The following is a 24,531-nucleotide window of genomic DNA, read 5'->3' on the forward strand; positions in this document are numbered from 1 at the left end:
TGATGCAGGTGGACCGTATGTGTTTTTTAGGCGAGCCTAATAATATCAGCATACCGTTTTTCAGGTGAAATTTCAACGGAAGATGTTTGATAGTCCGGATGATCGCCTCTTCCCATATCGACGCGGAAACCTGCACTGACAATTCGCCGCTCAATACATTGACGGCAGTGTGCAGCTTCATCTCCCGTACAGATTTTATTGTCGTAAAGCGCATACTGTTCTCGAACATCTGTTGGTGAAAGATTGGGCATGACGACATTGGCGCCTGCGCGCAGCGCTTTTTCCCTTCCTTTGGAGTCCAGTGTGCCAAGTGCTGTTGTCGAAGGCAAAAGCACTTGGGGGAGTAAGAGACGCGTCAGCGCCACCATGATTAATGTCATGCGTACAGAGCCATGCGGTACTTGACCAAGCGGTGTATCCTTTTGCGGAATAAAGGGACCGATTCCCACCATTTCAGGCGACAATTGCTTGAGAAAACGAAGGTCGGCAACGAGATCAGCATGAGTCTGGTTGGGGAGTCCCACCATAAACCCCGCCCCGACTTGATAGCCAAGTGATTTAAGGGTATAAAGACACTGGATGCGGTTTTCCTGAGACATACCGGGATGCAGTGATGCGTATAACGATGGTGATGCGGTCTCGTGGCGCAGCAGATAGCGATTTGCACCAGCCTCTTTCAGACGCATATAGCTTTCGCGTGATCGCTCGCCAACGGAAAGTGTTACCGCACAGTCAGAAAAAGATGACTTTATAGAGCGGATTATATCGACGAGGCGGTCATCGGTATAAAATGGATCCTCACCGCCTTGAAGTACAAAAGTACGATACCCTAGGGCATGACCTTCTTCGCAGCATTGCAGAATTTGTGCTTTGTTGAGACGATAACGTTCAACTTGCCCATTATCAGCACGGATACCGCAATAAGCGCAACGCTGTTTGCAGTAATTGGTAAATTCTATAAGGCCGCGCATATAAACACTGTCGCCGTAATGCAGCTGTTTTTTGCGGCGGGCACTTTCAAAGAGGTAATGGACATCGTCGTCTGACATGCCGTCAAGGAGCGCTAAAAGCGCTTTATCACTCAAATCCGACTTTTCAAATAACTGATCAATATGTGCTTTCATCAAAGCCTCCAAAAAAAAATAAAAATGCTCCTTAAGAGCATGAAATGATCGCATGAAAATGGGTATCATTGCCTACGAGATCAGAATCAACTTCTCAATAAGGTAATCGTAATAAAAGGCTCGTCCCAAAAGCAAGAAGCACTCATTGAGAAAAGCTATTTGTTAATAATTTATCAAGGATTTGTCGCTTTGTCAAGCAATTGCTTTTATGTTATGCTAACTACGTATAGAAACGAGGTGCACAATGAAGCGCAGCAGCGGTATTTTAATGCATGTATCATCACTGTCAGGTGCTTACGGCATTGGTGATTTTGGGGAAGGGGCCTATACATTTCTCTCATTTTTAGAACGAGCCAATCAAGCTTTCTGGCAGATTTTGCCTTTGGGCGTTACCGGCGTTGGCGATTCACCTTATCAGTCCTTTTCTGCCTTTGCGGGCAATCCCTATTTTATTGACTTAGACGCTTTGGTTAAAGAAGGCTTCCTTGATACGAAAGCAATTGAGCATTTTTCGTTCCACAAGGCGCCATCTCCCATTGATTATGAAGCGCTTTATAGAGGGAAAATGTCTCTTTTGAGAATGGCATTTGATAAGGCTCAAGCGCCGCTCGCACATGCGCTTGATGTTTTTTATGAACGCGAACACGATTGGCTGGATGACTTCAGCACATTTATGGCGTTAAAAGCGCATCACAACGGTGCCATGTGGTCTACGTGGGAAGTCGCGTATCAAAATCATATGTCGGAAGCCGTCTTTCAATTTAAGCAGACACATGAAGAGGAGAGACGATTTTGGATTTTTACACAGTATCTTTTCTATGATCAATGGTATCGGCTTAAAAGTACCGCTAATGACAAGGGCATTCGCATCATTGGCGATCTGCCGATTTATGTTGCCGAAGACAGCGCGGATGTCTGGGCGAACCCCACTTTGTTTCGGCTCGGCGAAGACAATCGGCCTGAACAAATATCTGGATGTCCGCCGGATGCATTTTCCGAAACGGGCCAACTGTGGGGGAATCCGATTTATCATTGGGAACGTATGGCGGAAGATGGCTATGCGTGGTGGATTAAACGTTTTAGACATAGTTTTGAATGTTTTGACAAAGTTCGTATTGATCACTTTAGAGGGTTCGAGTCGTACTGGTCTATTCCATATGGCAGCGAGACTGCCGAAACAGGTAAATGGATAAAAGGGCCGGGGAAAGCTTTTTTTGATGATATTTTTATGGCGCTTGGTCCGCTGGATATTATCGCTGAAGATCTTGGCATCTTGACGGAAGCCGTCGTGAAACTTCGTAAGGAACTCGGTTTTCCAGGGATGAAGATCTTGCAATTTGCTTTCAGCGTTGATTTTGAGAGCACTTACCTGCCGCACCATTACATGGCAGAGGATGTTGTCTATACGGGAACGCATGACAATCAAACGATTATGGGATGGTATCAAAATGCGCCGAAAGCGGAAAGGCGATTTGCAAAAGATTATTTGAAACTCAGTCGTTCTGAAGGCATTCATTGGGGATTTATCAGAGCGCTGATGGGTTCATCGGCAGGGCTTGTCATCATTCCCATTCAAGATTATCTAGGACTGGATGATTCAGCGAGGATGAACTATCCTTCAACGCTCGGCGGCAACTGGCAATTTCGTATCAGTTCAAAGATGCTGACAAAGAAATTGGCAAAGTCAATTGCTGCAATAACAGCGCTCTATTGCCGGAATAAGCAAATACCGGAGAGTGCGATAAGATCATAAAAATTAAAGGAGATGACCGACATGGATCATTTGGAAGCATTACTGCAGGATGAAGTCTTTAAACATTTCCTGGCACTGACAAAAATTCCGAGAGAATCGGGCAGTGAAAGAGCTGTTAGTGACTATTGCGTGCAATTTGCAAAAAAATTAGGACTGGAAGTGATTCAAGAACCTTCAATGAATGTCATTATAAAAAAACCCGCTTCTAGTGGGTATGAAAAACATCCAACCGTTATTCTACAGGGACACCTTGATATGGTATGTGTTAAAAAAGACGATTATGCATTTGATTTTGAAACACAAGCTATTCCGCTCGTGTTGGATGGGGATACGCTTAAAACCGAAGGCACGACCCTTGGCGCTGACAACGGAATTGCTGTTGCCATGATTATGGCAATACTGGAATCAAAGACGATGCAGCATCCGCCAATACAAGCACTTTTTACTGTTGAAGAAGAAACAGGGATGGGGGGCGTCATGTCCCTTGAGCCTTCAAATTTATCGGGGGACATGCTGATTAATATTGACGCTGAAGAAGAAGGCGTTATTTTGGCATCGTGTGCAGGAGGCGTCAACAACATCTTAGAGTGGCCGATTAAATGGCAGAAGCCAACGATGACAGAGGCGTTTTCACTAAAAATTCAAGGCCTAAAAGGCGGTCATTCCGGTATCGAAATTGATAAGATGCGTGCAAATGCCATTAAGCTTGCAGGCAGGACACTTCAAACACTGATGAAGACAATTTCATTCGAACTCGTCAGTGTTGAAGGCGGCGAAAAAATGAACGCCATTGCAAAATTTGCGACAATGACACTGCTCGTTCACCCAGAAGCAGTGGCATTGTTGGAGGAAACTGTTTCGAAACTTTCTCAGCAGTTTAGAGGTGAGTATCTCGGATCAGATGCAGAGGTTCAGCTGGCGCTGGTAAAAGCGGAAGTTCCTGAAAAGTGCTTTGACTCAGAGACGACTAAAGCGGTGGCGGAAGGTCTCTGTTTAATGCCGTTTGGCGTACAGAGTATGAGCAGTACCATTGCAGGACTTGTTGAAAGTTCATCAAACCTCGGTGTGCTCACGACTGAAGAAGAGATTGTAAAACTGACGAATTCCGTAAGAAGCTCTATTGTTTCCCTCAAAGATGAAATCAGTGACCGTGCGGCGATGATTGCATCGTTGACAAGCGCTAAATGGTATCAAATTTCGGATTACCCAGCATGGGCGTACCGGGAGATATCACCACTTCGAGACTTAATGACAGCTGTTTATGAAAAGCGATTTGAAGAACCGCTGAAAGTGGATGCCATCCATGCGGGACTAGAATGTGGCTTCTTAAGTGAAAAACTTGGCGATATTGATATGATCGCCATGGGGCCGAATATGCATGATGTTCATACGCCTTATGAAAGCGTCAGTGTTTCATCAGTGAAACGCGTTTATGAATTCTTGTGTGATGTCCTTGAGCAAATAAGATAGCAATGATTTGATGTTATAATGCATCGATGATGACAAAATGCAAAAAGCATCCAATCGTGTTGGGATTGGATGCTTTTATAATTTTTAGAGCTATCGAGTAGAGGCATATAAGAAGCAAAATGATGCAATAATGCAACGAATGTATCGGCTGAATAAAAACCCAAAAATGACGCCAAGCAGCATAAAGCCCACCATCAAACGCTTTCAGACGTATGGGCAGCCATTGGCACAAAGATTGCGTTGTATATGTAATAGCATGACAGATGAGTATAATGAGTTGTTTATAGACAATAAACAGCCGCATATTTATTGACAAAAAATGCGTAATGTCGACAGGAGGGACGATGGACGAGCGTATATTAAATGATGGCGATAAGAGGCTAACGGCAGTTAACGAGATGGCGGACGTACTGATTAGGCCAAAACTCAGAGAACACAACGGCGATATGCACATTATCGGCATTGAAGATAACAGCCTAAAGATAAAATTGACGGGGGCTTGCAGCGGCTGCCCGCAGGCAGATTTATCCACCAAAGCCTTTATAGAAGCGACGTTGAAATCGCAGTTTGAGTGGCTTGAAAGCGTTGCAGTCATTCAGGATGTGAGCCCGGAACTCATTGATTTTGCAAAGGCAATTTTAAATGGCAAAGTTGGGAAAGCTGAATGACGGAAGATAAAAAGGTTAAGACGATCGGCGTCAAATTTTGTGGCGGGTGCAATCCAAAGTATGATCGAAAGGCCGTTTATCACCGTCTGCTTCATCTTTATGGTGAAGCGCATATTCGATTAGCAGATCCCAAAAGACATGATGCGATCCTCTGCGTTATATGCGGCTGCCCCAGCAAATGTGCTGCATACCGTGCATATCGCTATGATCGCATCGTTTGGATTGATTCTAATGAAGAAGCTGAAGGTTTACTGCTTAAATTCGGGGATGCCCCAGAATGACGAATCATCAGATGCTGTGAAGGTTGTTTCTGAAGGCAGGGTGTCTTCTATCTGAATACCGTAGAAAGCAGCTTCGTCATGATAAGCAGTATACTGATCGTGCTTAAATTGCCGGCTGACTGTAAGACTCAACGCAATAAGGCAGAAAAGCAGGCTTAGCTCAATAATTGTACGTTTTTTTAGGTGTTGCATAGTGAATACTCCTCAGTTCTTGTAATGGATAGGCCAATGCCTACGCAAATTATCATATAGTGGTTGGCCTAATAAGTCAAGATGGGATCATTTAATATTTTGTGAAGTGTTTATAGCGAATATACCACATAGATGCAGGGATAACCGTTAGAAAGATGAGGGCTGTCGCTAGTAAACTTTGACCAATGATGGAATAATAGGCTAGTTTGATACTGATATATCCTCCTGCCATAATGGCCAGTGGATGGGCATAATAAATGTGTTCAGTGGCGAGAGCAAACTGATGCGCCGTGGATGAAAGCGGATGATTGGGAAGCCAATAAAAGAGAAATGCACATGCGGCTAAACTGTAAAAGGTATACAGCGAAGCCGCTCCCCATTGCGGCATTGAAATGCCAAAATCAATAGCGCCGATAAAAGTACCCGTGTAGATGAGGCCAAGCAAGAGTACTGCCACTGCTGAGAAGCGTTTATACTGATTGAGGTGATGCATGGCAAAACCAAATAGATAATAAGCGATATAGCTTATAAAGAGGCGGTCGCTATAGGGAATTGTCAAAAATCCGACTAAAAGCTGTAGAAATAATGACGCCAGCCAGAATGGCACGACGCCAAATTGGCGTGCGCCTTTGATGAGAAGCGGCGAAAAAATCGTCAACTGAATGAGAATGATCATAAAGTAGAGATGATAAACCATATCGCCCAGTATGAGGTGTTTCAGATAAAATTGTGGTGAAAGCGGATATCCGGCGGTTTTTACGAATACGAGCATATAGAGAAGCGTCCAGAGTGCATACGGCACAACGAGATGTTTTATTTTTTTGACATATCGTGCCGGCTGAAATGGTTTTGCAGGCTGGTATGCTAAAAACCCACTGATAAATATGAAAACCGGTACAGAAGGTTTGGCGATTCTGTTGGCGAAGATGAAAACAAGCTGTTGAATACTCATCGGTCTTAGTGTTATCACCGGTGTTGCAGTGACGTGAATGACGATGACGGCAAGACAGGCTACGATTCGCAATCGGTCAACTTTGGGATAGTATGTTTTTTTTGATTCGATCATGCGATTTCAGCCTCCTTTGCCCAGTGATTAATCGAATATACCTGCACCTATAACAGGTCCATTTCATAGATCAGTCAGCCCTGTAATTTACTGATTTTCAGCAGGCAATACGTGGGTTTCTCGTGCTATTATAGCATATGCGCAAGAGGGCGTGAAATAAATAGATATAAAAATAGGTATAAAAAAAACACCAACAGCATGTCGGTGTCCAAAGTTATTTGCAGTTCCGGGGTCGTACAAACTGGGTTTGTATGTTGAAACTGAAATTAGTTTAAGCTGGATTTCTTAACGTGAGCTTTTCTATTTCTTAAATTTTTCTAAAATTGATGTGTGCCTTAGTTGATACATGAAAACTTTCCAGAAGGACTTCGGAACGGATGTGTTGACAAAAAGATCAAATCATACTATATTATAAAAAAACGCATATGAAGGCATTGAAAAGGCCAGTAGATTGCGGCGCACGGATAGAGAGGATATTCACCGGCTGAAAGGTATCCCGTAAGCGAGCAATTGAACCCTACCTTGGAGCTTGCAGAAAATCTGCACGGGTCATTCCGATATAAATGTTCAAGTGGTGTGCTTAAGTGCACACAATTAGAGTGGTACCGCGAACCTTCGTCTCTAGCTTTGGCAGACGAGGGCTTTTTTATTTTCAGAAAAAGTGTATGTAAAAAAATGAGGAGGCAACATGGCTACAAAAGATTCAAAAGCATTTGTCAAAGACATCACGCCAATGGAAGAAGATTTTGCCCAGTGGTATACAGATGTCATTCGAAAAACAGATCTCGTAGATTATTCTCCCGTCAAGGGCTTTATGGTCATTAAACCCTACGGCTATGCTCTGTGGGAAAATATTCAACAGTTTTTGGACCGACGTTTTAAAGAAACGGGGCACGAAAACTGCTATTTCCCATTACTGATTCCAGAAAGTCTGCTTAACAAGGAAAAAGAGCACGTTGAGGGCTTTGCGCCAGAAGTTGCATGGGTAACACACGGGGGCAGTGAACCGCTCGGCGAACGCCTTTGTGTCAGACCGACTTCTGAGACGATTATTTGTTCCATGTATTCGAAATGGCTGACTTCTTATCGGGAATTACCATATCTCTACAATCAATGGTGTTCTGTCGTCAGGTGGGAGAAAGCAACACGTCCTTTCCTCAGAACATCGGAGTTCCTGTGGCAGGAAGGCCATACGCTGCATGAGACGGCAGAAGAGGCACAAAAAGAAACACTTCAGATGTTGGATATCTATCGTGAAATGGCAGAAGACCTTCTGGCGATTCCAATGGTCGTCGGTCGAAAATCAGATCGTGAGAAGTTTGCAGGTGCAGAGGCGACTTATACCATTGAAGCACTGATGCACGATGGCAAAGCGCTTCAATCCGGCACTTCGCATAATTTGGCGCAGCATTTTACCAAGGCGTTTGATATTACGTACCAAGGTAGAAACGGCGACCTTGAAAACCCTCATCATACTTCTTGGGGCGCGAGTACGCGTCTGATTGGCGGCGTCATCATGGTACACGGCGATAATCGAGGTTTGGTACTGCCGCCTAGATTAGCACCAATACAAGTCGTCATCGTACCAATTGCGCAGAAAAAACCAGGCGTGCTTGAACGTGCAGAAGCACTAAAAAATGAATTAATTGCCGCTGGCATCCGCGTCAAGCTTGATGACAGCACCAGCAATTCGCCTGGATGGAAATTCAATGAATATGAAATGAAAGGTGTGCCGCTCCGTGTCGAAATTGGGCCTAGAGATATTGAAAATGGCGTCGCCATGGTAGCAAGGCGCGATAACCATGTCAAAGAAAGTTATGCACTCGAGGGCTTTGCAGCGCAGATGCAGACACTTTTAGACCAAGTTCACGGCGACATGCTCGAACGTGCGCGTGCGAGCAGAGATGAGAAGACGTTTACATTTGAAACCTACGAGGAGTTTAAGCAAAAGATGGCTGAGACGCCGGGCTTTGCCAAAACGATGTGGTGCGGCGATGAAGCATGCGAAGCCAATGTCAAGGCGGATACAGGCGTAACCATTAGATGTATTCCTTTTGAACAGGAAAACCTCGGTGACACATGTCCATTCTGCGGCAAGCCTGCTAAAGAAATGGTTTATATGGCGAAAGCTTATTAAAGTGACAATTTAAGATCAATTCAGCATCAATTCAACATCAATTCAATATTGATTCAATATTGATTAAACATGACTATATTAATATGAAGAGAATATAAAAAGACGCGGGCAGGCAATAATCTGTCGGCGTCTTTTTTAATACGCAGAATAGATGAATTTTTTGAAAGTAGATCAGCATTTAACGCAATACATATTGATGATGGATCGCCAAATTTAAAATTGCATCGTTGAAACTTGCTGATACAATAAATCATTACTGTGTCGATTGATATGGGTCCGATATAATTGAAACACTTTGTAAGCAATATCAATAAAATCTTTTGTATATTCTGGAAGGGTATAATCCGTTCGATAAACGAGAGACAGCACATTTTCGTCCATATCATCACGTATGGGAAAAATGTGAAAAGAATCCCCCAAGCTATCTATTTCACGCGTGTTCTGATAGAGTGCAACCGGTGAAAAAATACCAACGCCATACCCTAATTTTGTTAACTGGTAGAGTAAATCCTGTGATTCTGCTTCAAAGGCAAAATGCGGATTGATGCTGTATCCGGAAAAGAGACTGTTGAGACGTTTGCGCAAACGGTTGGATGAACATAATGTAATGAGCGGCAGATAGGCAATATCTTTTAAATCGGCGCCCTGCTCGAATTTTTGCATCATTTTACGCCAATTATTAGGGAAGCTTCTCTGTAAAAAATCTTGAGACATGCAACATTGCATTTGTTCACGGGCCAACTCGATGAACTGCTGATTGTGCGTTGCAGGAATATCAATACCAACATAAAGGTCAATTTTACCAGACTGCAAAAGTTCCTGAAATTTGTCGCTGTTGCCGTCAACGAGTTTGATCGAAACGTTCGGGTAAGTTTGATGGTATTGACTTAAAATCATCGGAATAAAAATTTTGCCGCGAAGGCGTGAAATCCCAATGGTGAGGTGTGCATAGCAATCGGCGCTGATATCTGATAATTTTGAACGCAGACACTTTTCGGAAGTCAGAATTCTGTTGCCATAATGAACAAATTGTTCGCCGCCTTGTGTAAGGCGCAGCGTGGGTTTTCGCTCAAATAACTGGATGTTGTACTCGCTTTCCAAACGTTTGATATGACCGCTTAGAGCCTGTTGGCTGATATACAAACGTTCTGCGGCGCGTGTGAAATTCATTTCTTCAGCAGTGACTAAGAAATACTCAATGCTCTTTAAGTTCATTTGTACCCTCCAATTTAAATGGGGTTATTACTTGGAAGTACGACATTAAAATATAATAGTTTGTGCTTTAATAATTATAACAGATAATTAACAGATAAATCAATATGCCGCAATTCGCTAAAATGTGTATACTTCAAATCTGCTGAATAGAAATTGCATACATGTTAAAAACTGGTTTGTATTTATTGGTAAACAATCTTTTGGTTGTTGGGCGGGTAATTTTTTACTGTTGGGAATAGCGCGAAAACTCCATTAATATTAAATTGTATCATCCAAATGATTTGAAAATCACAAGGGTCATTGTATTTTCACGGTATGATATCTCAAAATTTACAGGAAGGAGGGCATCTTTGAAAAAAGAAGTAATTTATGCATTATTTCCAGAGTTAATGGAAATTGAAGACGAAACTTTGAGAGCTGCTAGTGTACTGGCGTTTCAGCTGGCGATTGAAAAAGGCGGTTGGCGAGAAGATACCGTTGAATTGGTTCCAGTGACGGTTAACTGGAAGATGTGTAAACGCAATTTGATCAATCATATTCATGATGTGACGAAAACATGCATTGACAATTATGAAAATCTTCATCCATTGTATGCAGCCAATGGCATTGCTTTTGATCGTGATATTATCATTGCAGGAGCACTGCTTCACGATATTGGAAAGTTCCTGGAGTTTACTTTGGAAGATGGAAAACCTGTCTTAAATAAAGAGGCGTCTTTAATGCGACATCCACTATCCGGTGCGCTGCTTGCGGCACAGGCGGCATTACCGGAGAAAATTGTTCATCTCATTGCGATGCATTCTTTTGAGGGTGATCAGTCAAAGCAAAGTGCAGAGTCTGCATTTGTACGATCAATTGACGATTTTGTCTTTAAATGTACAGTCTTTGGCATACACTGATGAAACGACAATAAAGGGATCAGTCATTATCGTTTTAAACAAATCATGGCTTTCTAAATGCAACAGTGATTAGGTATGGGAGCCTAGTGACAGCAAGTAGAAGTCGGTTTTTGCGAAAAAATAATGGTTGTTTCCTTAAGTATGAAGGGTTTAAAAAAGCATTGTGTAGCATTGGCACTACCAAGAAAAACGTGTTGAGTAAATGAAAACGGGAGGCAAAAAAATGAAAAAAATATTTTTAATTGTTCTTGTCGTACTTACAGCAATGGCTTTAATGGCATGTGGGGATACTAAACAAAGTGAGGCGCCGGCAGCAGAGCCCGCAACTCAAGCATCTACAGAATCGACATCTACGGAACAGGAACCTGAAGAGGCATTTGAATGGCCAACGCGTCCGGTTAATGTAACGGTAACGGCTTCTGCAGGCGGTTATACCGATATTATGATAAGAAAAATGGGAGAAGCTTTTCAAGAAGCTACGGGGCAGCCTTTTGTCATTACAAATGTATCCGGTATGAGCGGGTATGAAGCTGGCAGAACTGCAGAGCCAGATGGCTATAACTTCAGCACAGCATCGACATCGCTGCTCACGTATAAACCAATGGGAACTTTGAATTTTACTTGGGATGCTTATGAACCGGTAGCATTATTGGGCATGGATGACACGATGGGCATCGTTGTAAATGCAGATTCACCATATCAGACAATTAACGAGTTATTTGATGCGATTGAGGCTAATCCGGACAGTATCATTTGCGGTTCTTCAATGACGGGATTCCCTTATTATTGGCGTCTGGCACTTCAAGAGTCACTTGGCTTTGAGATTTACAGTGCTTCTATTGGTGATACAGCTGAGCGTAATGTCTCATTGATTGGCAACCAAGTTGACTGTATTATTACACCTTATGCAGCGGTTAAAGCCTATGTAGAATCAGGTGATTTTAAAGTTTTGGCGATTGCAGCAGAAGAGCGCAGTATTATGTGCCCAGATGTACCGACGATGTTGGAATGCGGCTATGATTTCACATTTTCAAGTCAATTCGGTTGCTTGATGGCGCCTATTGGGACGCCTGTAGAAGTACTCGAAGCGTGTAATGAAGTGTTTAATCAAATGTTCAGTGATGAAGCAAAGGCCAAAGAGTTTAAAGAACTTGGCTATGCCGTTTATCCCGGATACGATTTGGATGCCATTGATGCATTCCTGACGAAAGGTCAAAGTGATATTGAAAAATGGGCGACTGAATAAGAAGCTTAAAATTTGATTGGCAAGGTGGCTTAATGAAAACAATCAACATATTTACTTTAAAAACTGTCAAATTCTTATATCAATATGCAAGCATCGTCATTGGCGTTGTCCTCTTAATTGTTTCAAGTGTGATGATGTATTTTACCAAAGATATTACGGTTGTGTCGAATGGGCTAACATCAATCGATAATGCCGTCTTTATGCCAAGAGTCGTCTTTGGTGCGTTAATTCTGTTGAGTCCTTTTCACATCGTTGCCGGTGTTCGTCGCATTAAGACGAACATAAGCAACGGTCCAAGCGATGAAGAATTTGAGGAGATAGCAAATAAAACACTTCGCTCTTTGACGGCGTTGCTGTTACTCATTGTCTATGTTTGGTTAGTGGGCAAGCTTGGTTTTATTATTTCTGCTATTCTATATCTTTTTGCAGCAATGATGTTTATGACAAAGAAAGAAAATCGAAAACCCATCCTATATGTGGTGGTATCTGCAATTTTAGTGATTATTGTTTACTACTGTTTCAAACATTATTTATACATTAATCTGCCAAATGGGATTTTGAAAGGGGTGTTTTAAGCGATGATCGATTTATTTGTATCGGCTTTTTTAAATCTCATGACAGTATCAAATATTCTTTTGATGTTGGTGGGCATTGTGGTTGGCATTATTTTTGGTGCCATACCGGGATTATCGTCTTCAATGGCGATTGCACTCTTTTTGCCGATTACTTTTGGACTAAGCCAATATGCAGCATTTGCATTACTAATAGCACTTTATATCGGCGGGGTGTCCGGTGGCCTGATTTCGGCGATTCTGATTAATGTTCCGGGTTCGGCCATGTCTATAGCGACTTGCTATGATGGTCACCCCATGGCGGCGAATGGCCGTGCGCATCGTGCGTTGGGAACGGGGATTGTCTTTTCATTTATTGGAACGATTTTTGGTGTCTTTGTTCTTATTTTCGCGGCACCTTATTTAGCGGATATTGCCGTAAAGCTAGGCCCATTTGAATACTTTACGCTAATCCTCTTTGCGTTGATGCTGATTATTGGGATTAGCGGCGCTGATTTAGTAAAAGGCATCACAGCGGGCGTTCTAGGGATGGCGACAACCATGGTAGGACTGGCGCCTGTGGATAGCGTCAAGCGTTTCACCTTTGGTTCCTATACGCTGTTGGATGGTTTTCCGCTTCTCCCTTTAATTATTGGTCTCTTTGCGGTGACGTCAATTTTGAAAACATCTGAAAAGGCTATTGGCGTAGAAGATTTAGAACACTTTGCCTATAAAAAGGAAAAGGGCTGGGGTTTTACGCTTGTAGAATTCTTTAAACAGACAAAGAATACCATTGTATCAGCGGTGATTGGCGTCATCATCGGATTTCTTCCGGGAATGGGTGGTACACTCGCCAATCAGCTGGCATATGCGACTGCTCAAAAAACGTCGAAGCATCCTGAAAAATTTGGAACAGGTATTATGGATGGGATCGTCGCTTCTGAAACGTCGAATAATGCATCCATAGGTGGTGCAATGATACCGCTGCTTGCATTGGGAATCCCTGGTGATGGTCCGACTGCAATGCTGCTCGGCGCTTTTACTATTCAGGGACTCGTTGCTGGGCCGCTGTTGTTTAAAACAAGTGCGGATCTCGTATATTTGATTTTCGCTGCGATGCTGGTTTGCAGTATTCTAATGATTGTCATCGAATATTATGGTATTGCCTTCTTCTTACAAGCGATGAAAATTCCGAAAGGCATGCTGCTGCCGATTATCGTCATGCTTAGCTCTGTTGGTGCCTATGCGTCTGGCAATAATATGTTTAATCTCTGGACGGTTGTTATTTTCGGTATTGTAGGTTTTGTCTTTGGCAAAATCGGATTTCCAGTTGCACCGTTTATTCTCGGCGCCGTATTGGGACCGAATATTGAATCGAATCTTAGGCGTGCACTGCAATTGAGCCGCGCATCGTTTATGCCGTTTATTACACGTCCTGTTTCACTAATTTTATTGCTCTTGTCATTGGCGGTGATCATTAGTACAGCGATGATTCAGAGGAAAAAGCATCAGGAAGAAAAAGCAGCTGTCAATTAGATGGAAGCACGAAGGATGACATGATTGGAGTGACAAATATGGATAGAGCAACATTGGAAATGAAACAAGAGGAGCTATCAAGGCGTGCAGAAAAATACATGAAAGAACCTTGGACGTTGGCTCAAAGGCCATTCAAGGTCATTGAAAATATTTATTTTGTCGGGACCAGTTGGGTATCGGTTTTTTTAATCGATACACCTGACGGGCTGATCTTGGTGGACTGTGCCTATCAGGAAGTGTTGTACCAAGTGATTGATTCTATTCGCAGTCTTGGGTTTGATCCTAAAGACATAAAAAAAATGCTGATTACGCATGGTCATTTTGATCATTGCGGTGCAGCAAGAGCAATTCAGGAAATGTCGGGCTGTGAAATATGGCTTGGGAAAGATGATGCTTATTTCTTTACAGAACGCAGGGATCTGATTGCCTTGGAAGATCACGTTGCAGATTTTAAGATTGACCAGTTTTACGATTATGAGAACGTGATTGAATTTGGCGGAATGTCAATACGGCCGGTGCATTGCGCTGGCCACACACCGGGTACGACTTGCCTGATCTTTGATATTATGCATAATGGTAGAAAATTGCACTGCGGTATTCACGGTGGATTGGGCACGAATGGACTTTCAAAACTTGAACTTCAAGATAATGGGTGGCCGTTAAGTCAACAGCAGACCTATATTGACAATCTAACAGCACTAAAAGAAATGCCCATTGATGTTGTACTTCCCTCGCATGTAAGCCATGCTGTAGATTACGATTTTTTTGAAATTGCAGCCAATGATGATGGCACAGGAGACGGCTTTATTGACGGTGGTGCATGGAAGCGCATGCTGGAGAGTAAATTAATGGTTATGAAAGCACTAATTGATCAAGAAGAAATGGAATTGAAAAAATGAATTGCAAAAGCAATAGGAAATAGGAGCTATCAATGAGTATAACAATATTAGATTGCACACTTCGGGATGGTGCAAATGTAGTTGGAAAAGGTTTTTCAGCAGAACTTACAGACATGATGCTTGACTGCTTAACAGCGTGTAAAGTGCCATATATTGAGTTTGGCAACGCTGGCGGTATCGGCGCCTATGAAGTGGCTGGTTTTACAAATGCAGAAACAGATGAAGTTTATCTGGAGATTGCCAGTAAGTATTTAAATCGAGGCAGTGCGTTAGGCATGTTTCTCAATGCGGGTCGATTACAGCGAAAGAGCGTTGAACTCGCAAAAAATGCAGGTTTGGATTTTATCAGAGTTGGTGCGGATGCCGGAGATGGCAGCAAAAGTGTTGAAGCGGTTAAAGTGATTAAAGAACTTGGCTTAAAAGCATTTTACTCTCAAATGAAAGCATATTTGCTTTCACCGGAAGCACTGGCAGAAGAAGCTAAGATGTTAGCAGAACATGGATTAGATCAGATTACAATTATGGATTCTGCCGGGACGATGCTGCCTTCAGAAGTAAAGGCCTATGTTAAAGCATTAAAAAATGCAGTAACGATCCCCGTTGGCTTCCACGGCCATAACAATTTGGGACTATCGGCGGCAAATGCGTTGGCAGCTTACGAGAGCGGTGCGGATGTATTAGATTGCGGACTGATGGGAATGGCAAGAAGTGCGGGCAATCTGCCGACAGAAGTATGTATTGCGATTATGCAGCGGTATGGTGAACTGAAAGATATTGAACTGTTTAAGATGCTGACTTTTATTGATACACAACTTCAGGCGAAGATGGTGAAGCACCATTATCACAATGCTATATCACCAATTGACTTGGTTTTAGGTGAAACTGGCTGTCATTCGAGTTTTGTCAAAAAATTCGAGTCAGTCAGTGATGATCAAGAGATCAATCTCTATCAACTGATTACAGCAGTTTCCGCAGTTGATCGAAAGAATCCTTCTGATACATTAATTGCAGAAACTGCCAAGACGTTATAATAAAGGAGCAGCTTATGAGAATTGCATTGGTAGGACAATATCCTGAGCATACATTTGAAAAATTACGAGCGTTTCTACCAAGAGACACATTTGATCTAGTGGTGATCGACAACGAAGAAGCTTACCAGCAAATGACGGATGCACAGATTATCATATTGCGAATTTTTAAAGCACAGAAAGAGATGATGGAGCGCAACCCAGAGCTAAAAATGATATTGAGATGGGGCACTGGATTTGAAAAAGTCGATATTGAAGCGGCCGGCGAACGCGGCATTATCGTCACCAATACACCGGGGGCGAATGCGAATGCCGTTTCAGAATTGGCAGTACTGCTGATGCTGGCAGTCGGACGAAAGCTGCTTTGTCATACAGAGAGCCTCAATGGCGGCGTCTGGAGTACAAATACGTATATAAACAGTTCGTATTGTCTTCATAATAAGTTGGTTGGAATTGTAGGCGGCGGCAATATAGGGAGAGAAGTGGCACGAAAAGCGCATGCCTTTGGTGCACAGGTGCAATATTATGATCCTTATCGTTTGGCAAAAGAAACGGAAAATAAATTAAATATGCAGTATGTATCAATGGAGACGCTGTTAAAAACATCGGATATTATATCACTTCATGTGCCGGTAACCGATTCGAATTTTCATATGATTGGTAAACTGCAATTTGATCAAATGAAGAAAGGTGCTATTCTAATCAATACAGCACGCGGAGCACTCGTTGATAATGAGGCGCTGCTGGAAGCAGTAAATGATGGGAGATTACTAGGGGCAGGACTTGATGTCGTTGATAATGCGCCCTTGCCGATTGGCGATCGCATGCTCTTAAATCCCAATATTATTATTACACCGCATATTGGCGGAGGGACAGCGGATATCGGCGATGTCATCATAATGATCCTCGTCCAGGATATTTTAGCCTTTTCAAAAGGTGTTGTTCCGGAGCATGTGGTGAACAATAGGTATCTCAATAAAATTGTTTCATAGATGATGACGTTTGTTGATAGATATTTCCCCAAAAAGTGACGCGTAAAATGCTAATCAAACATTTTACGCGTCATTTACTATTTATTCATTTAAGTAATATCGAAGCAGTTTAACGTGTCTGATAGGAGCATCAGACATTGATACCATGAAAATTGAGACTGATTACCACTCAGCCATGGTGCCGTCGTAATTGCGCCATTTTGGGTTGCTCCATACGAGACCTTCAGCAGAGACAGCTTTGACGACATCTTCGTCTATTTCAAGACCGAGCCCTGGTTTTTCAGGGATATTGACGTAGCCGTCTTTATATTCGAAGATATCTTTGTTCTTCACAAAATCCAAGAGGTCGAATCCCTTGTTATAGTGAATGCCTAAGCTTTGCTCCTGAATAAACACATTTGGTGAGCAGACGTCTACTTGAAGCGTTGCTGCCAAAGCAATAGGGCCATAAGGTGCATGTGGTGCTGCGCCCATATCAAAGGCTTCAGCCATGGCGATAATTTTTTTCATTTCCAGAATACCGCCGACTAGTGCGACGTCAGGTTGTATGATGTCGATGATCCCTTCTTTAAAAATACGCTTGAATTCCCAGCGGCTTGTGAGCCGTTCGCCGGTGGCAAGTGGTGTAGCGACATGCTTGGCGATTTCCTTAAACGCTTCTTCATTTTCAGGTAAAACGACTTCTTCCATAAACATAAGCTTGAAGGGTTCGAGCTCACGGGCAAGTACTTTTGCCATAGGCTTGTGAACGCGTCCGTGAAAGTCGACGCCAATGCCAAAATCGTAACCACAAGCTTCTCTGATTGAAGCGACGCGTTTGACGACATCATCAATTTTGCTGAATGAGTCCACATAGTGAAGTTCCTCTGTACCGTTCATTTTGATAGCTGTGAACCCTCTGTTTTTCCGATCAAGGGCTTCATGCGCGACGTCATCTGGTCGATCGCCGCCAATCCACGAATAGATTTTGATGCGATCGCGTGCCTTGCCGCCGAGCAGTTCGTAAACCGGTACGCCGAAGAATTTTCCCTTAATGTCCCATAAAGCCATTTCAAGACCGGAGACAATGGTGCTGTTAATGGGGCCACCCCTGAAAAATGTCTTGTGCATTTCCTGCCAAAGGCGCTCAATTTCAAACGGATCTCTTCCGATTAAATACTGCCCCATTTCCCGTGCGCCTTCAACAACGGCACGCGTTTTTGTCCCCGATATCATTTCGCCCCAGCCTTCAATGCCTTCATCTGTCGTGATTTTTACGAAAATCCATCGAGGTTTTACTTCGTAGACGGTCACGTTTGAAATTTTCATACCTTCCTCCAATTTACGATTAATCATGTGATTATGCCATGCTGTCAATGATAATGTTAAAACGGTTTTTACGACAATGGTTCGATGTTTTTAAAAATTGTACGTTGCAATCGTCTATGTTGATACCCTTTATCAATAACGTTTGCGGTGCAGATCTTGGTTGTGATTTCATGATATTCTGTTATTTTAAGGACGATTTCCGGAACAATACAATGTTCCGGAAATCGTTGGTGCTAATGTTGTGTGATTTACAATGCTTTATTAAATTAAATGACCAATAAAGCCGCTGATCAAACTAAAGATATATTCAATGATGTGTGTGCCGGCATCTTCAGTTGAAATCAATTTCATACCTTCTGTGAGCTGGAAGCCGCCGGAGATGGCAAGTTGTGTGTGAATCTCTGCCATACCAGTTGAAATCAGCAGCATAATGCTCGTGAAAATGACACAGGAGATAAAGCCGCGAACGACATTGCCTTTACCAAATGCTACAGGCCAGGCAGCAAGCCACATTGCCATATAGGCGATGTCAGAAAGCGGAAGTAAACGGTTGCCTGGTAAAACGGCTGCGAGAATAATGGTTGTTGGCACCATTAAAATACCGACTGCAATTGCAGAAGGATTGGCAATCGTTAGTGCTGCGTCGATTCCAATGTGGAAACGGTTGCCTTCAAATTTCGTATTGAGCAGTTCTTTGATGCCGTCTGCAAAAGGAACGAGACCTTCCATGAGGATTTGCATCATCTTAGGCGTGAGCACCATGGCAGTTGCCGTACTCATACCGACGACAAGTGTATCGCCCACGCTGTTGCCGCCGAGAATACCAATACAGAGCCCCATGATAGAGCCGACGACCATTGGTTCACCGAGTACGCCGAATCTTTTTTGGATGGATTCAGGATCGGCTTTAATTTTATTGAGCCCAGGAATGCGGTCATATACTTTGTTGAGCAGCCATGCGAGCGGCGCCCATCCGACGCTGTTGCTCGTTGGGAATGAAACGCCGGGTATGCCGAAGGCCTCTTCACAGAGCGGTTGAGTCCAGTCGGCGAGCTTAAAGGTAATGGCTGCGAGCAATCCGCCTGTAATCAGTGCAACGACAACACTGCCGCTGGCATACCAGCTGAGTGCCGCGCCAAAGATAAAGTGGTTGTAGCTCCAAAAGTCGACCATAACACAGTTCGTCCATTTAAGGGCGAGCATGATGACATTGATGCCGAGTACGATGAAGACGACAACTGCTGCCATTGGAAATGCCCATGTTGCCGCTGCACGTGCCGGCCAGCCAACATCCATGATATCTGTTTGCAGATTCCAGTTGCCAACCATGGCCACGACCGATGGACTCACTTTGGAAATAAAAAAGTTGATGGTCAAATTAACCCCTGCAAAGCCAACCCCCGTTAGCATACAGGATCTTAACAGCGGGCCGATTTTTTGTCTTAAAATTATTCCGATGACAAACATGATAATCGGCATCATAACCATTGGTCCAAGACCGGCTATCCAGTTCAGTGCATTAATAACACCATTCATTAAAGACCCCTCCTCAAATAATTCACATTAAAATACATCATAAAAATTATAAAATCAATATACAAATACTAACGTAATACTTCAATAATCTCTTCGACAGTTGCTTTTTCATTGATTCCCGTCACAAAACTCGTGCCGCGAATAACGGGGATACCATCTGCTACTTTAGGATCAAGTGCACCCGTTGGGACAATGACGTCGGGTCTGTTCACTTTAATTTTGCCGGGAACTTCAGAGAATTTGCACTGAATAAATTCTACCGGGATATCCGCTTTTTTCATTGCTTCTGTTAATTTTTTGATGGTGAGTGTCGACGTTACCATCGACGAACCGCAACATACCATTATTTTTTTCATACTTCGCCTCCAACACTTAAAATCTTTTGTACTGCTGCCGCTGAATCAGCTGCGATAACTTTTGCCATGAGCGTTTCATTAGTGATTAGCCCCATGATCGCTTGAAGCACTTCAACTTGCTTGCCGCCATCAGCCAGCGCAATGTTGAAAATAACGTGCACGTCTACTGTTTCATCTGAATCATCCATGCGATGAAAAGGCACAGGCTGTTTCAAGATGGCGATCGCGAGCGCTGACTGATTGACGTACTCTGGTGACACATGCGGGATGGCCACATTGAATTTCGGAAGCAAGAGCCCTGTCGGATAATTTGCTTCTCTTTCGAGAATCGCCTGATAGAACGAATCTTTGACATAACCGTGATTAAAGAGCTTATCGAAGAGCAGTTTTAGCGCTTCCTCCTTTGAAACACAATTGACTTCTGTCAAAATTAAGTTTTCTGTTATTAGATCTCCAAGTTGCATTTTTGCGATAACTCCTTTCAAAGGCCGATCTTTTCAGCAAATGCCGCCAGTTGCTGTCTCAGTGCTGTCACATTTCCAGCGGTGACATCCTCTTTATTGAACATAGCGGATCCAATGCCCAAAAAAGTGGCACCTTCATTTAAATAGTCGTTTGCATTTCCTGGTGTGACGCCGCCGACTGCCATAAGCGGCAGTTTCCCAAGCGGTGACTGTAGGTTTTTGAAATAACGAGTGCCTACATTTTCCGCGGGGAAAACTTTGACGATATCGGCGCCTAGATTGAAACATGACGAAATCTCTGTTGGAGAATAGGCACCTGGGATACTGATAACGCCGTTCTTCTTGCAGTAATCGCACATTTCCTTGCTGAACATCACAGGCGAGAGCACAAAGTCAACACCAAGCGCAACGACTTCTTTCAGGTCGTTCAGTGTTAAAACAGTACCGGCACCAATGGCCAGCTTTTCTGAATATTTTGGGATAATAGCTGACAATATTGATTTTGCATTTGGTGTATTGAGTGCAATTTCAACGGATTTAAATGAGCTCTCAGCAAGCAGCTCGAGCAATAAATCCGTTTTTTCTAAATCATATCCCCGCAAGATTGCTGTTACTTTAGGGAACGATGTCACCGCAACGCGCATAGGTATCCTCCTCATTGATTTCGTTTCGTTGAAAATAAATGTTCAAAAATAATAAACCATAGACAAATTTTAATGACAAAACAATTTAAAATATAAAAAAACAAGTGTAACATGCTACACTTGTCTATAACGCAAAAGCTGTGCCAAATTAAGCGGCGAATTTTGTCCACTATTGCATCAATCTGAGCACTTCAACCTCAGAACTAGCTTTTTTAAGGGATTCAATCCACTTCTCGTCTCGGATTTTTTGATAAAATATTTCGATATAATCACCACATTGTTCGTCGATGGCAAATAAAAACACACAATCTGCCACTAAACCTGCCGACCAGTACAGAGGATGTTCAAGTTTCGCCACGGCGATTCCAGGCTTAATGACTTCAGCATTATCGCCGTGTGGAATGGCAATACCAACATCCAGGCACGTGTCGCCAAGATTTTCACGTTTATAAACGCTGAGTAGAAAGCCTTCGGATACATAACCTGCTTCAACTAATTTGCCGGTTAGCAGGTCGATGACTTCATTCTTTGAAGTTGCCTGTGGATTGCAAAGTGTGATATCGGGTCTTACGAGATCGGAAAGGCGCACTTTTAGCTGCGTTCGCTGTGACAGCAGATTGCTGAGCGCCAGTGTGCCATGACCTGTCATTACATAATCCAGTGAGAAAAAGGGAATGCCCGGCAAATCGGGGTTAATGGTGCCGACGATGGCTGTAATGTCGCGGGTTTTCTGGAGGGTATTGATGCGTTCTAAAAACTGATTTCGATCAAAGAGCCCCAGCTCGATCATTTCAATATTGCCCTTGATTCCCGGAAAGGACGTTTCCAGGACATTTCTGATATTTCGTGCATTTCCCTCGCCGGTAATGCAGAGCGTGATCAGTACAGGGGGCTTTCCTGTAAAATCGCCTTCCGGGACGTGAATACCATATGACCGTCCTGCTTCCAAAGCTTGTGCCAGCGCATCCACCGAATAATCCTCACCAAGATTGGCTCGCCTGAGGGCATCGAGTACCATCAGTGTATCAGCTCTTGCAACACAGCGGACTTTAATGCCCGTGCGTTCTGTGATTTTCTGACCAAAAGAAACCAGTGACCCCATGTCGACGAGTAGAATACAGCCTTGTCCTTCGTCAATGCTGACGACGACATTACAGACGCGCTCAAAGGCACTGTCAACGCTTTCGTCCAGCTCCATGGAGATCCCCACGGCATTATTGACATCCAACATGCGGTTGGCGACATCTGCCATTGCCTTGCCCACTTGACCGTGCGTCAGAACGATGACGCGAATGCGTCCGCCCGTCTTGCCGGAAGAATAGGCTTTCAGATACATTGCGACGATGGCGGCTTCTTCTCCGGGAATGGTTAAGTTGAGTTCGTTGGAAATCTGTTTGATCATGAGTACTGCTGCCGCATATTCTGAAGGAAAGTTTTTGGCCGTTTGGGCTAATTCTGTATTCCGAAGATAACTACCCATGGCAAGTGATTTGACAACGGCATCGAGATGTACCGCTAAAATACTTCGAATATTAGCATCGAGCCTTGGGAACTGCGGTTTGATAAAAGTAAGTGCATGATCTACAGTGGTAATGGTTTGGGCATCGACAATCGAATCCCATACATTTTCCTTTGAAGGATTTGGAACATCGACATACCGTGACTGCAAGGCGCGGAGGTGAGCGTCAATCTGTACTTTGACCGCATCCATTCGCGTTTCATCATCAGCGCTTAAGTGAACTGCCTCATTGAGAGCCGTCTGAATCACCTCGTAAATAGTCGGTGGTTCTTCAGTCATCAAGGTATCAGCACCATCATGGACTGAACCGTTCATCACATCGTGGGCGCTTTCGGGATCAAAGATGATCTCTCTGGTATAATGGTTGAGCTTTCCGACATCACCGCCGATTTGATTCATATCCGGTTTCATCTTCTCCAGCAATGCGGGTGTGATATTGACTTCATCACTTTGCTGAACCATACGTGCGAGGAAACCTTCGGCGCAGGCTACCTGAATATCGCCCTTCATCTGTCCAACATTGCCGGGGCACTGATAAGTCAAGAGAATCCTAACGGCCTCTGCTTTAACGACGATCTTCTGATTCAATTTTCGCATTTCTTCGTAGAAAAAATGCCGCAGGAACGTATAGCGTTCTTTTAACGGGCGTTCGGATAGAGGCGGTATGGTAATGACCATTGGCATTCGACGTCTAAAAGTCAGCAGCAGTGATGATTCCGGCGGTTTTGTCGTTGCGGCAATGACCCTGACGTCGACACGTCTGACAGAACCGGAATCGCCCAGTCGTCTAAATTCTCCTTTATCGAGTAGATAGAACAGAAGCTCCTGCCCTTCACTGGGAAGACGATGGACTTCATCTAGAAATAAGATGCCGCCATCTGCTGTTTCAACTAGTCCCTTTTTATCTTCCGCAGCCCCGCTGAAAGCACCTTTGACATGACCGAAGAGCTGACTCATCAAGAGCTGTGGATTATCGGCGTAATCTGCACAGTTGAAAGCGATAAAAGGTGCCTCTTGTTTTAAGATACTATTTTGAACGCCAAAGCGGTACATGGCTTCAGCGAGATAAGTTTTTCCTGTTCCGGAGGGACCGATGATCAGAGTGCTGAGCCCCTTTGGCGGATAGGCCATTGCGGCCTTTGCCTGATTAACCTGCGTCAGCAGTCCGCCTTCGCGGCCGATGATGCTGTCAAATCCCTCGTCGAACGGCGCTTTTGTCAGGGTTTGCATTGGTTGTATCGGTGACGGTATTTGATGGTTGTCTATTGATGGCGCTTTGCCAGCAGAGGGCGAAACGATGGCTTTGCCTACAATTAGTTTTTCTCTCTCGGCACATGTACTGAGATTGCCGTCGATGATTTCATCGCGTACAATTTTAACTAAATAGCGTGAAATGGAATAACCCTCTTGTTGGAGTACTGTTGTTAAGTGGCGAACAGATTGATCGGGATCTTCTTTGAGCAACGGGATACAGGCTGCAATCAACTGTGCTTTTAATCGTTCTCTTGAATCTGGAATGCCAAGTGACATTCGCAGTTCAATCACGCGCTCTCTGCGAAGTGCCAGAAGCTGCGCCAAATTTTCGTCCGTATAGGGCTGCTTGGGATTTTCTTCTGCCAAAATGCGTTTCAGCTGCTCAACCATTGA

At 43.6% G+C, this 24,531-nt stretch carries 22 protein-coding genes and 1 other annotated feature; of the genes, 12 read left to right on the plus strand and 10 right to left on the minus strand.

Annotated features, from left to right (window positions below; all coding sequences use genetic code 11):
- Window positions 1-26 precede the first annotated feature (26 nt).
- Window positions 27-1,124, minus strand: coding sequence for a [FeFe] hydrogenase H-cluster radical SAM maturase HydE (hydE, locus tag KHM83_RS12945; RefSeq protein WP_213237447.1), 1,098 nt, complete (start codon window positions 1,122-1,124; stop codon window positions 27-29).
- A gap of 244 nt (window positions 1,125-1,368) precedes the next feature.
- On the opposite strand from hydE, the gene malQ reads away from it, so the two are divergent.
- The 4 genes from malQ (at window position 1,369) to KHM83_RS12965 (ending at window position 5,296) form a co-directional block, all read left to right on the plus strand.
- On the plus strand, window positions 1,369-2,877 hold the full coding sequence (malQ, locus tag KHM83_RS12950) for a 4-alpha-glucanotransferase (RefSeq protein WP_213237448.1): 1,509 nt from the start codon (window positions 1,369-1,371) through the stop codon (window positions 2,875-2,877).
- A gap of 21 nt (window positions 2,878-2,898) precedes the next feature.
- Window positions 2,899-4,347: an aminoacyl-histidine dipeptidase gene (locus tag KHM83_RS12955; RefSeq protein WP_213237449.1), complete on the plus strand. Its 1,449-nt coding sequence runs from the start codon at window positions 2,899-2,901 to the stop codon at window positions 4,345-4,347.
- 344 nt (window positions 4,348-4,691) lie between these two features.
- Window positions 4,692-5,015, plus strand: a complete 324-nt coding sequence (locus KHM83_RS12960) for a NifU family protein (RefSeq protein ID WP_213237450.1) — start codon at window positions 4,692-4,694, stop codon at window positions 5,013-5,015.
- Window positions 5,012-5,296 (plus strand): hypothetical protein, encoded by a 285-nt coding sequence (locus KHM83_RS12965; protein ID WP_213237451.1) that lies wholly within the window; start codon window positions 5,012-5,014, stop codon window positions 5,294-5,296. Before KHM83_RS12960 ends, KHM83_RS12965 begins: the two co-directional genes overlap by 4 nt.
- Here the strand turns inward: KHM83_RS12965 and KHM83_RS12970 are convergent.
- Together KHM83_RS12970 and KHM83_RS12975 are read right to left on the minus strand one after the other, a co-directional pair.
- A complete protein-coding gene (locus KHM83_RS12970) occupies window positions 5,264-5,488 on the minus strand; it encodes a hypothetical protein (protein ID WP_213237452.1) in 225 nt (74 codons plus the stop codon). The two genes, KHM83_RS12965 and KHM83_RS12970, sit on opposite strands and share 33 nt — an antisense overlap.
- 91 nt (window positions 5,489-5,579) lie before the next feature.
- Window positions 5,580-6,554 carry an acyltransferase gene (locus KHM83_RS12975; protein WP_213237453.1) on the minus strand — a complete coding sequence of 325 codons (975 nt, stop codon included), beginning with the start codon at window positions 6,552-6,554 and terminating at the stop codon, window positions 5,580-5,582.
- A gap of 425 nt (window positions 6,555-6,979) precedes the next feature.
- Window positions 6,980-7,180: a binding site (T-box leader), on the plus strand.
- Window positions 7,181-7,242: 62 nt separating this feature from the next.
- Here KHM83_RS12975 and proS point away from each other — a divergent pair.
- On the plus strand, window positions 7,243-8,691 hold the full coding sequence (proS, locus tag KHM83_RS12980) for a proline--tRNA ligase (RefSeq protein WP_213237454.1): 1,449 nt from the start codon (window positions 7,243-7,245) through the stop codon (window positions 8,689-8,691).
- A 213-nt stretch (window positions 8,692-8,904) separates the two neighbouring features.
- Here proS and KHM83_RS12985 read toward each other — a convergent pair whose 3' ends face one another.
- Window positions 8,905-9,906 carry a LysR family transcriptional regulator gene (locus KHM83_RS12985; protein WP_213237455.1) on the minus strand — a complete coding sequence of 334 codons (1,002 nt, stop codon included), beginning with the start codon at window positions 9,904-9,906 and terminating at the stop codon, window positions 8,905-8,907.
- A 350-nt stretch (window positions 9,907-10,256) separates the two neighbouring features.
- Between KHM83_RS12985 and KHM83_RS12990 the strand changes: the two genes are divergently transcribed.
- The 7 genes from KHM83_RS12990 to KHM83_RS13020 all read left to right on the plus strand — a co-directional run bounded on the left by KHM83_RS12990 (window position 10,257) and on the right by KHM83_RS13020 (window position 17,057).
- Entirely contained in the window at window positions 10,257-10,805 is a 549-nt protein-coding gene (locus KHM83_RS12990) for an HD domain-containing protein (RefSeq protein ID WP_213237456.1), read from the plus strand.
- 223 nt (window positions 10,806-11,028) lie between these two features.
- Window positions 11,029-12,051: a tripartite tricarboxylate transporter substrate binding protein gene (locus KHM83_RS12995; protein ID WP_213237457.1), complete on the plus strand. Its 1,023-nt coding sequence runs from the start codon at window positions 11,029-11,031 to the stop codon at window positions 12,049-12,051.
- Between the two features lie 32 nt (window positions 12,052-12,083).
- The gene (locus KHM83_RS13000; protein ID WP_213237458.1) at window positions 12,084-12,626 is read left to right on the plus strand and encodes a tripartite tricarboxylate transporter TctB family protein; all 543 of its coding nucleotides are present in this window, start codon (window positions 12,084-12,086) and stop codon (window positions 12,624-12,626) included.
- 3 nt (window positions 12,627-12,629) lie between these two features.
- Window positions 12,630-14,138, plus strand: a complete 1,509-nt coding sequence (locus KHM83_RS13005) for a tripartite tricarboxylate transporter permease (protein ID WP_213237459.1) — start codon at window positions 12,630-12,632, stop codon at window positions 14,136-14,138.
- 38 nt (window positions 14,139-14,176) lie between these two features.
- Window positions 14,177-15,037, plus strand: coding sequence for an MBL fold metallo-hydrolase (locus tag KHM83_RS13010; protein WP_213237460.1), 861 nt, complete (start codon window positions 14,177-14,179; stop codon window positions 15,035-15,037).
- A 32-nt stretch (window positions 15,038-15,069) separates the two neighbouring features.
- Window positions 15,070-16,068 (plus strand): beta/alpha barrel domain-containing protein, encoded by a 999-nt coding sequence (locus KHM83_RS13015; RefSeq protein WP_213237461.1) that lies wholly within the window; start codon window positions 15,070-15,072, stop codon window positions 16,066-16,068.
- A gap of 14 nt (window positions 16,069-16,082) precedes the next feature.
- Window positions 16,083-17,057, plus strand: coding sequence for a 2-hydroxyacid dehydrogenase (locus KHM83_RS13020; protein ID WP_213237462.1), 975 nt, complete (start codon window positions 16,083-16,085; stop codon window positions 17,055-17,057).
- A 162-nt stretch (window positions 17,058-17,219) separates the two neighbouring features.
- Here KHM83_RS13020 and dgoD read toward each other — a convergent pair whose 3' ends face one another.
- From dgoD to KHM83_RS13050, 6 genes are all read right to left on the minus strand, one after another.
- The gene (gene dgoD / locus KHM83_RS13025) at window positions 17,220-18,365 is read right to left on the minus strand and encodes a galactonate dehydratase (RefSeq protein WP_213237463.1); all 1,146 of its coding nucleotides are present in this window, start codon (window positions 18,363-18,365) and stop codon (window positions 17,220-17,222) included.
- Between the two features lie 261 nt (window positions 18,366-18,626).
- Entirely contained in the window at window positions 18,627-19,901 is a 1,275-nt protein-coding gene (locus tag KHM83_RS13030; protein WP_213237464.1) for a PTS galactitol transporter subunit IIC, read from the minus strand.
- A 68-nt stretch (window positions 19,902-19,969) separates the two neighbouring features.
- A complete protein-coding gene (locus KHM83_RS13035; protein ID WP_213237465.1) occupies window positions 19,970-20,257 on the minus strand; it encodes a PTS sugar transporter subunit IIB in 288 nt (95 codons plus the stop codon).
- The gene (locus KHM83_RS13040) at window positions 20,254-20,721 is read right to left on the minus strand and encodes a PTS sugar transporter subunit IIA (protein WP_213237466.1); all 468 of its coding nucleotides are present in this window, start codon (window positions 20,719-20,721) and stop codon (window positions 20,254-20,256) included. Before KHM83_RS13040 ends, KHM83_RS13035 begins: the two co-directional genes overlap by 4 nt.
- Window positions 20,722-20,738: 17 nt before the next feature.
- The gene (locus tag KHM83_RS13045) at window positions 20,739-21,365 is read right to left on the minus strand and encodes a bifunctional 4-hydroxy-2-oxoglutarate aldolase/2-dehydro-3-deoxy-phosphogluconate aldolase (RefSeq protein ID WP_213237467.1); all 627 of its coding nucleotides are present in this window, start codon (window positions 21,363-21,365) and stop codon (window positions 20,739-20,741) included.
- Between the two features lie 169 nt (window positions 21,366-21,534).
- Complete coding sequence (locus KHM83_RS13050) at window positions 21,535-24,528, minus strand: sigma 54-interacting transcriptional regulator (protein WP_213237468.1); 2,994 nt, start codon at window positions 24,526-24,528, stop codon at window positions 21,535-21,537.
- Window positions 24,529-24,531: the final 3 nt, after the last annotated feature.

The sequence above is a fragment of the Fusibacter paucivorans genome, assembly GCF_018390735.1.
Lineage (GTDB): Bacteria > Bacillota > Clostridia > Peptostreptococcales > Acidaminobacteraceae > Fusibacter > Fusibacter paucivorans.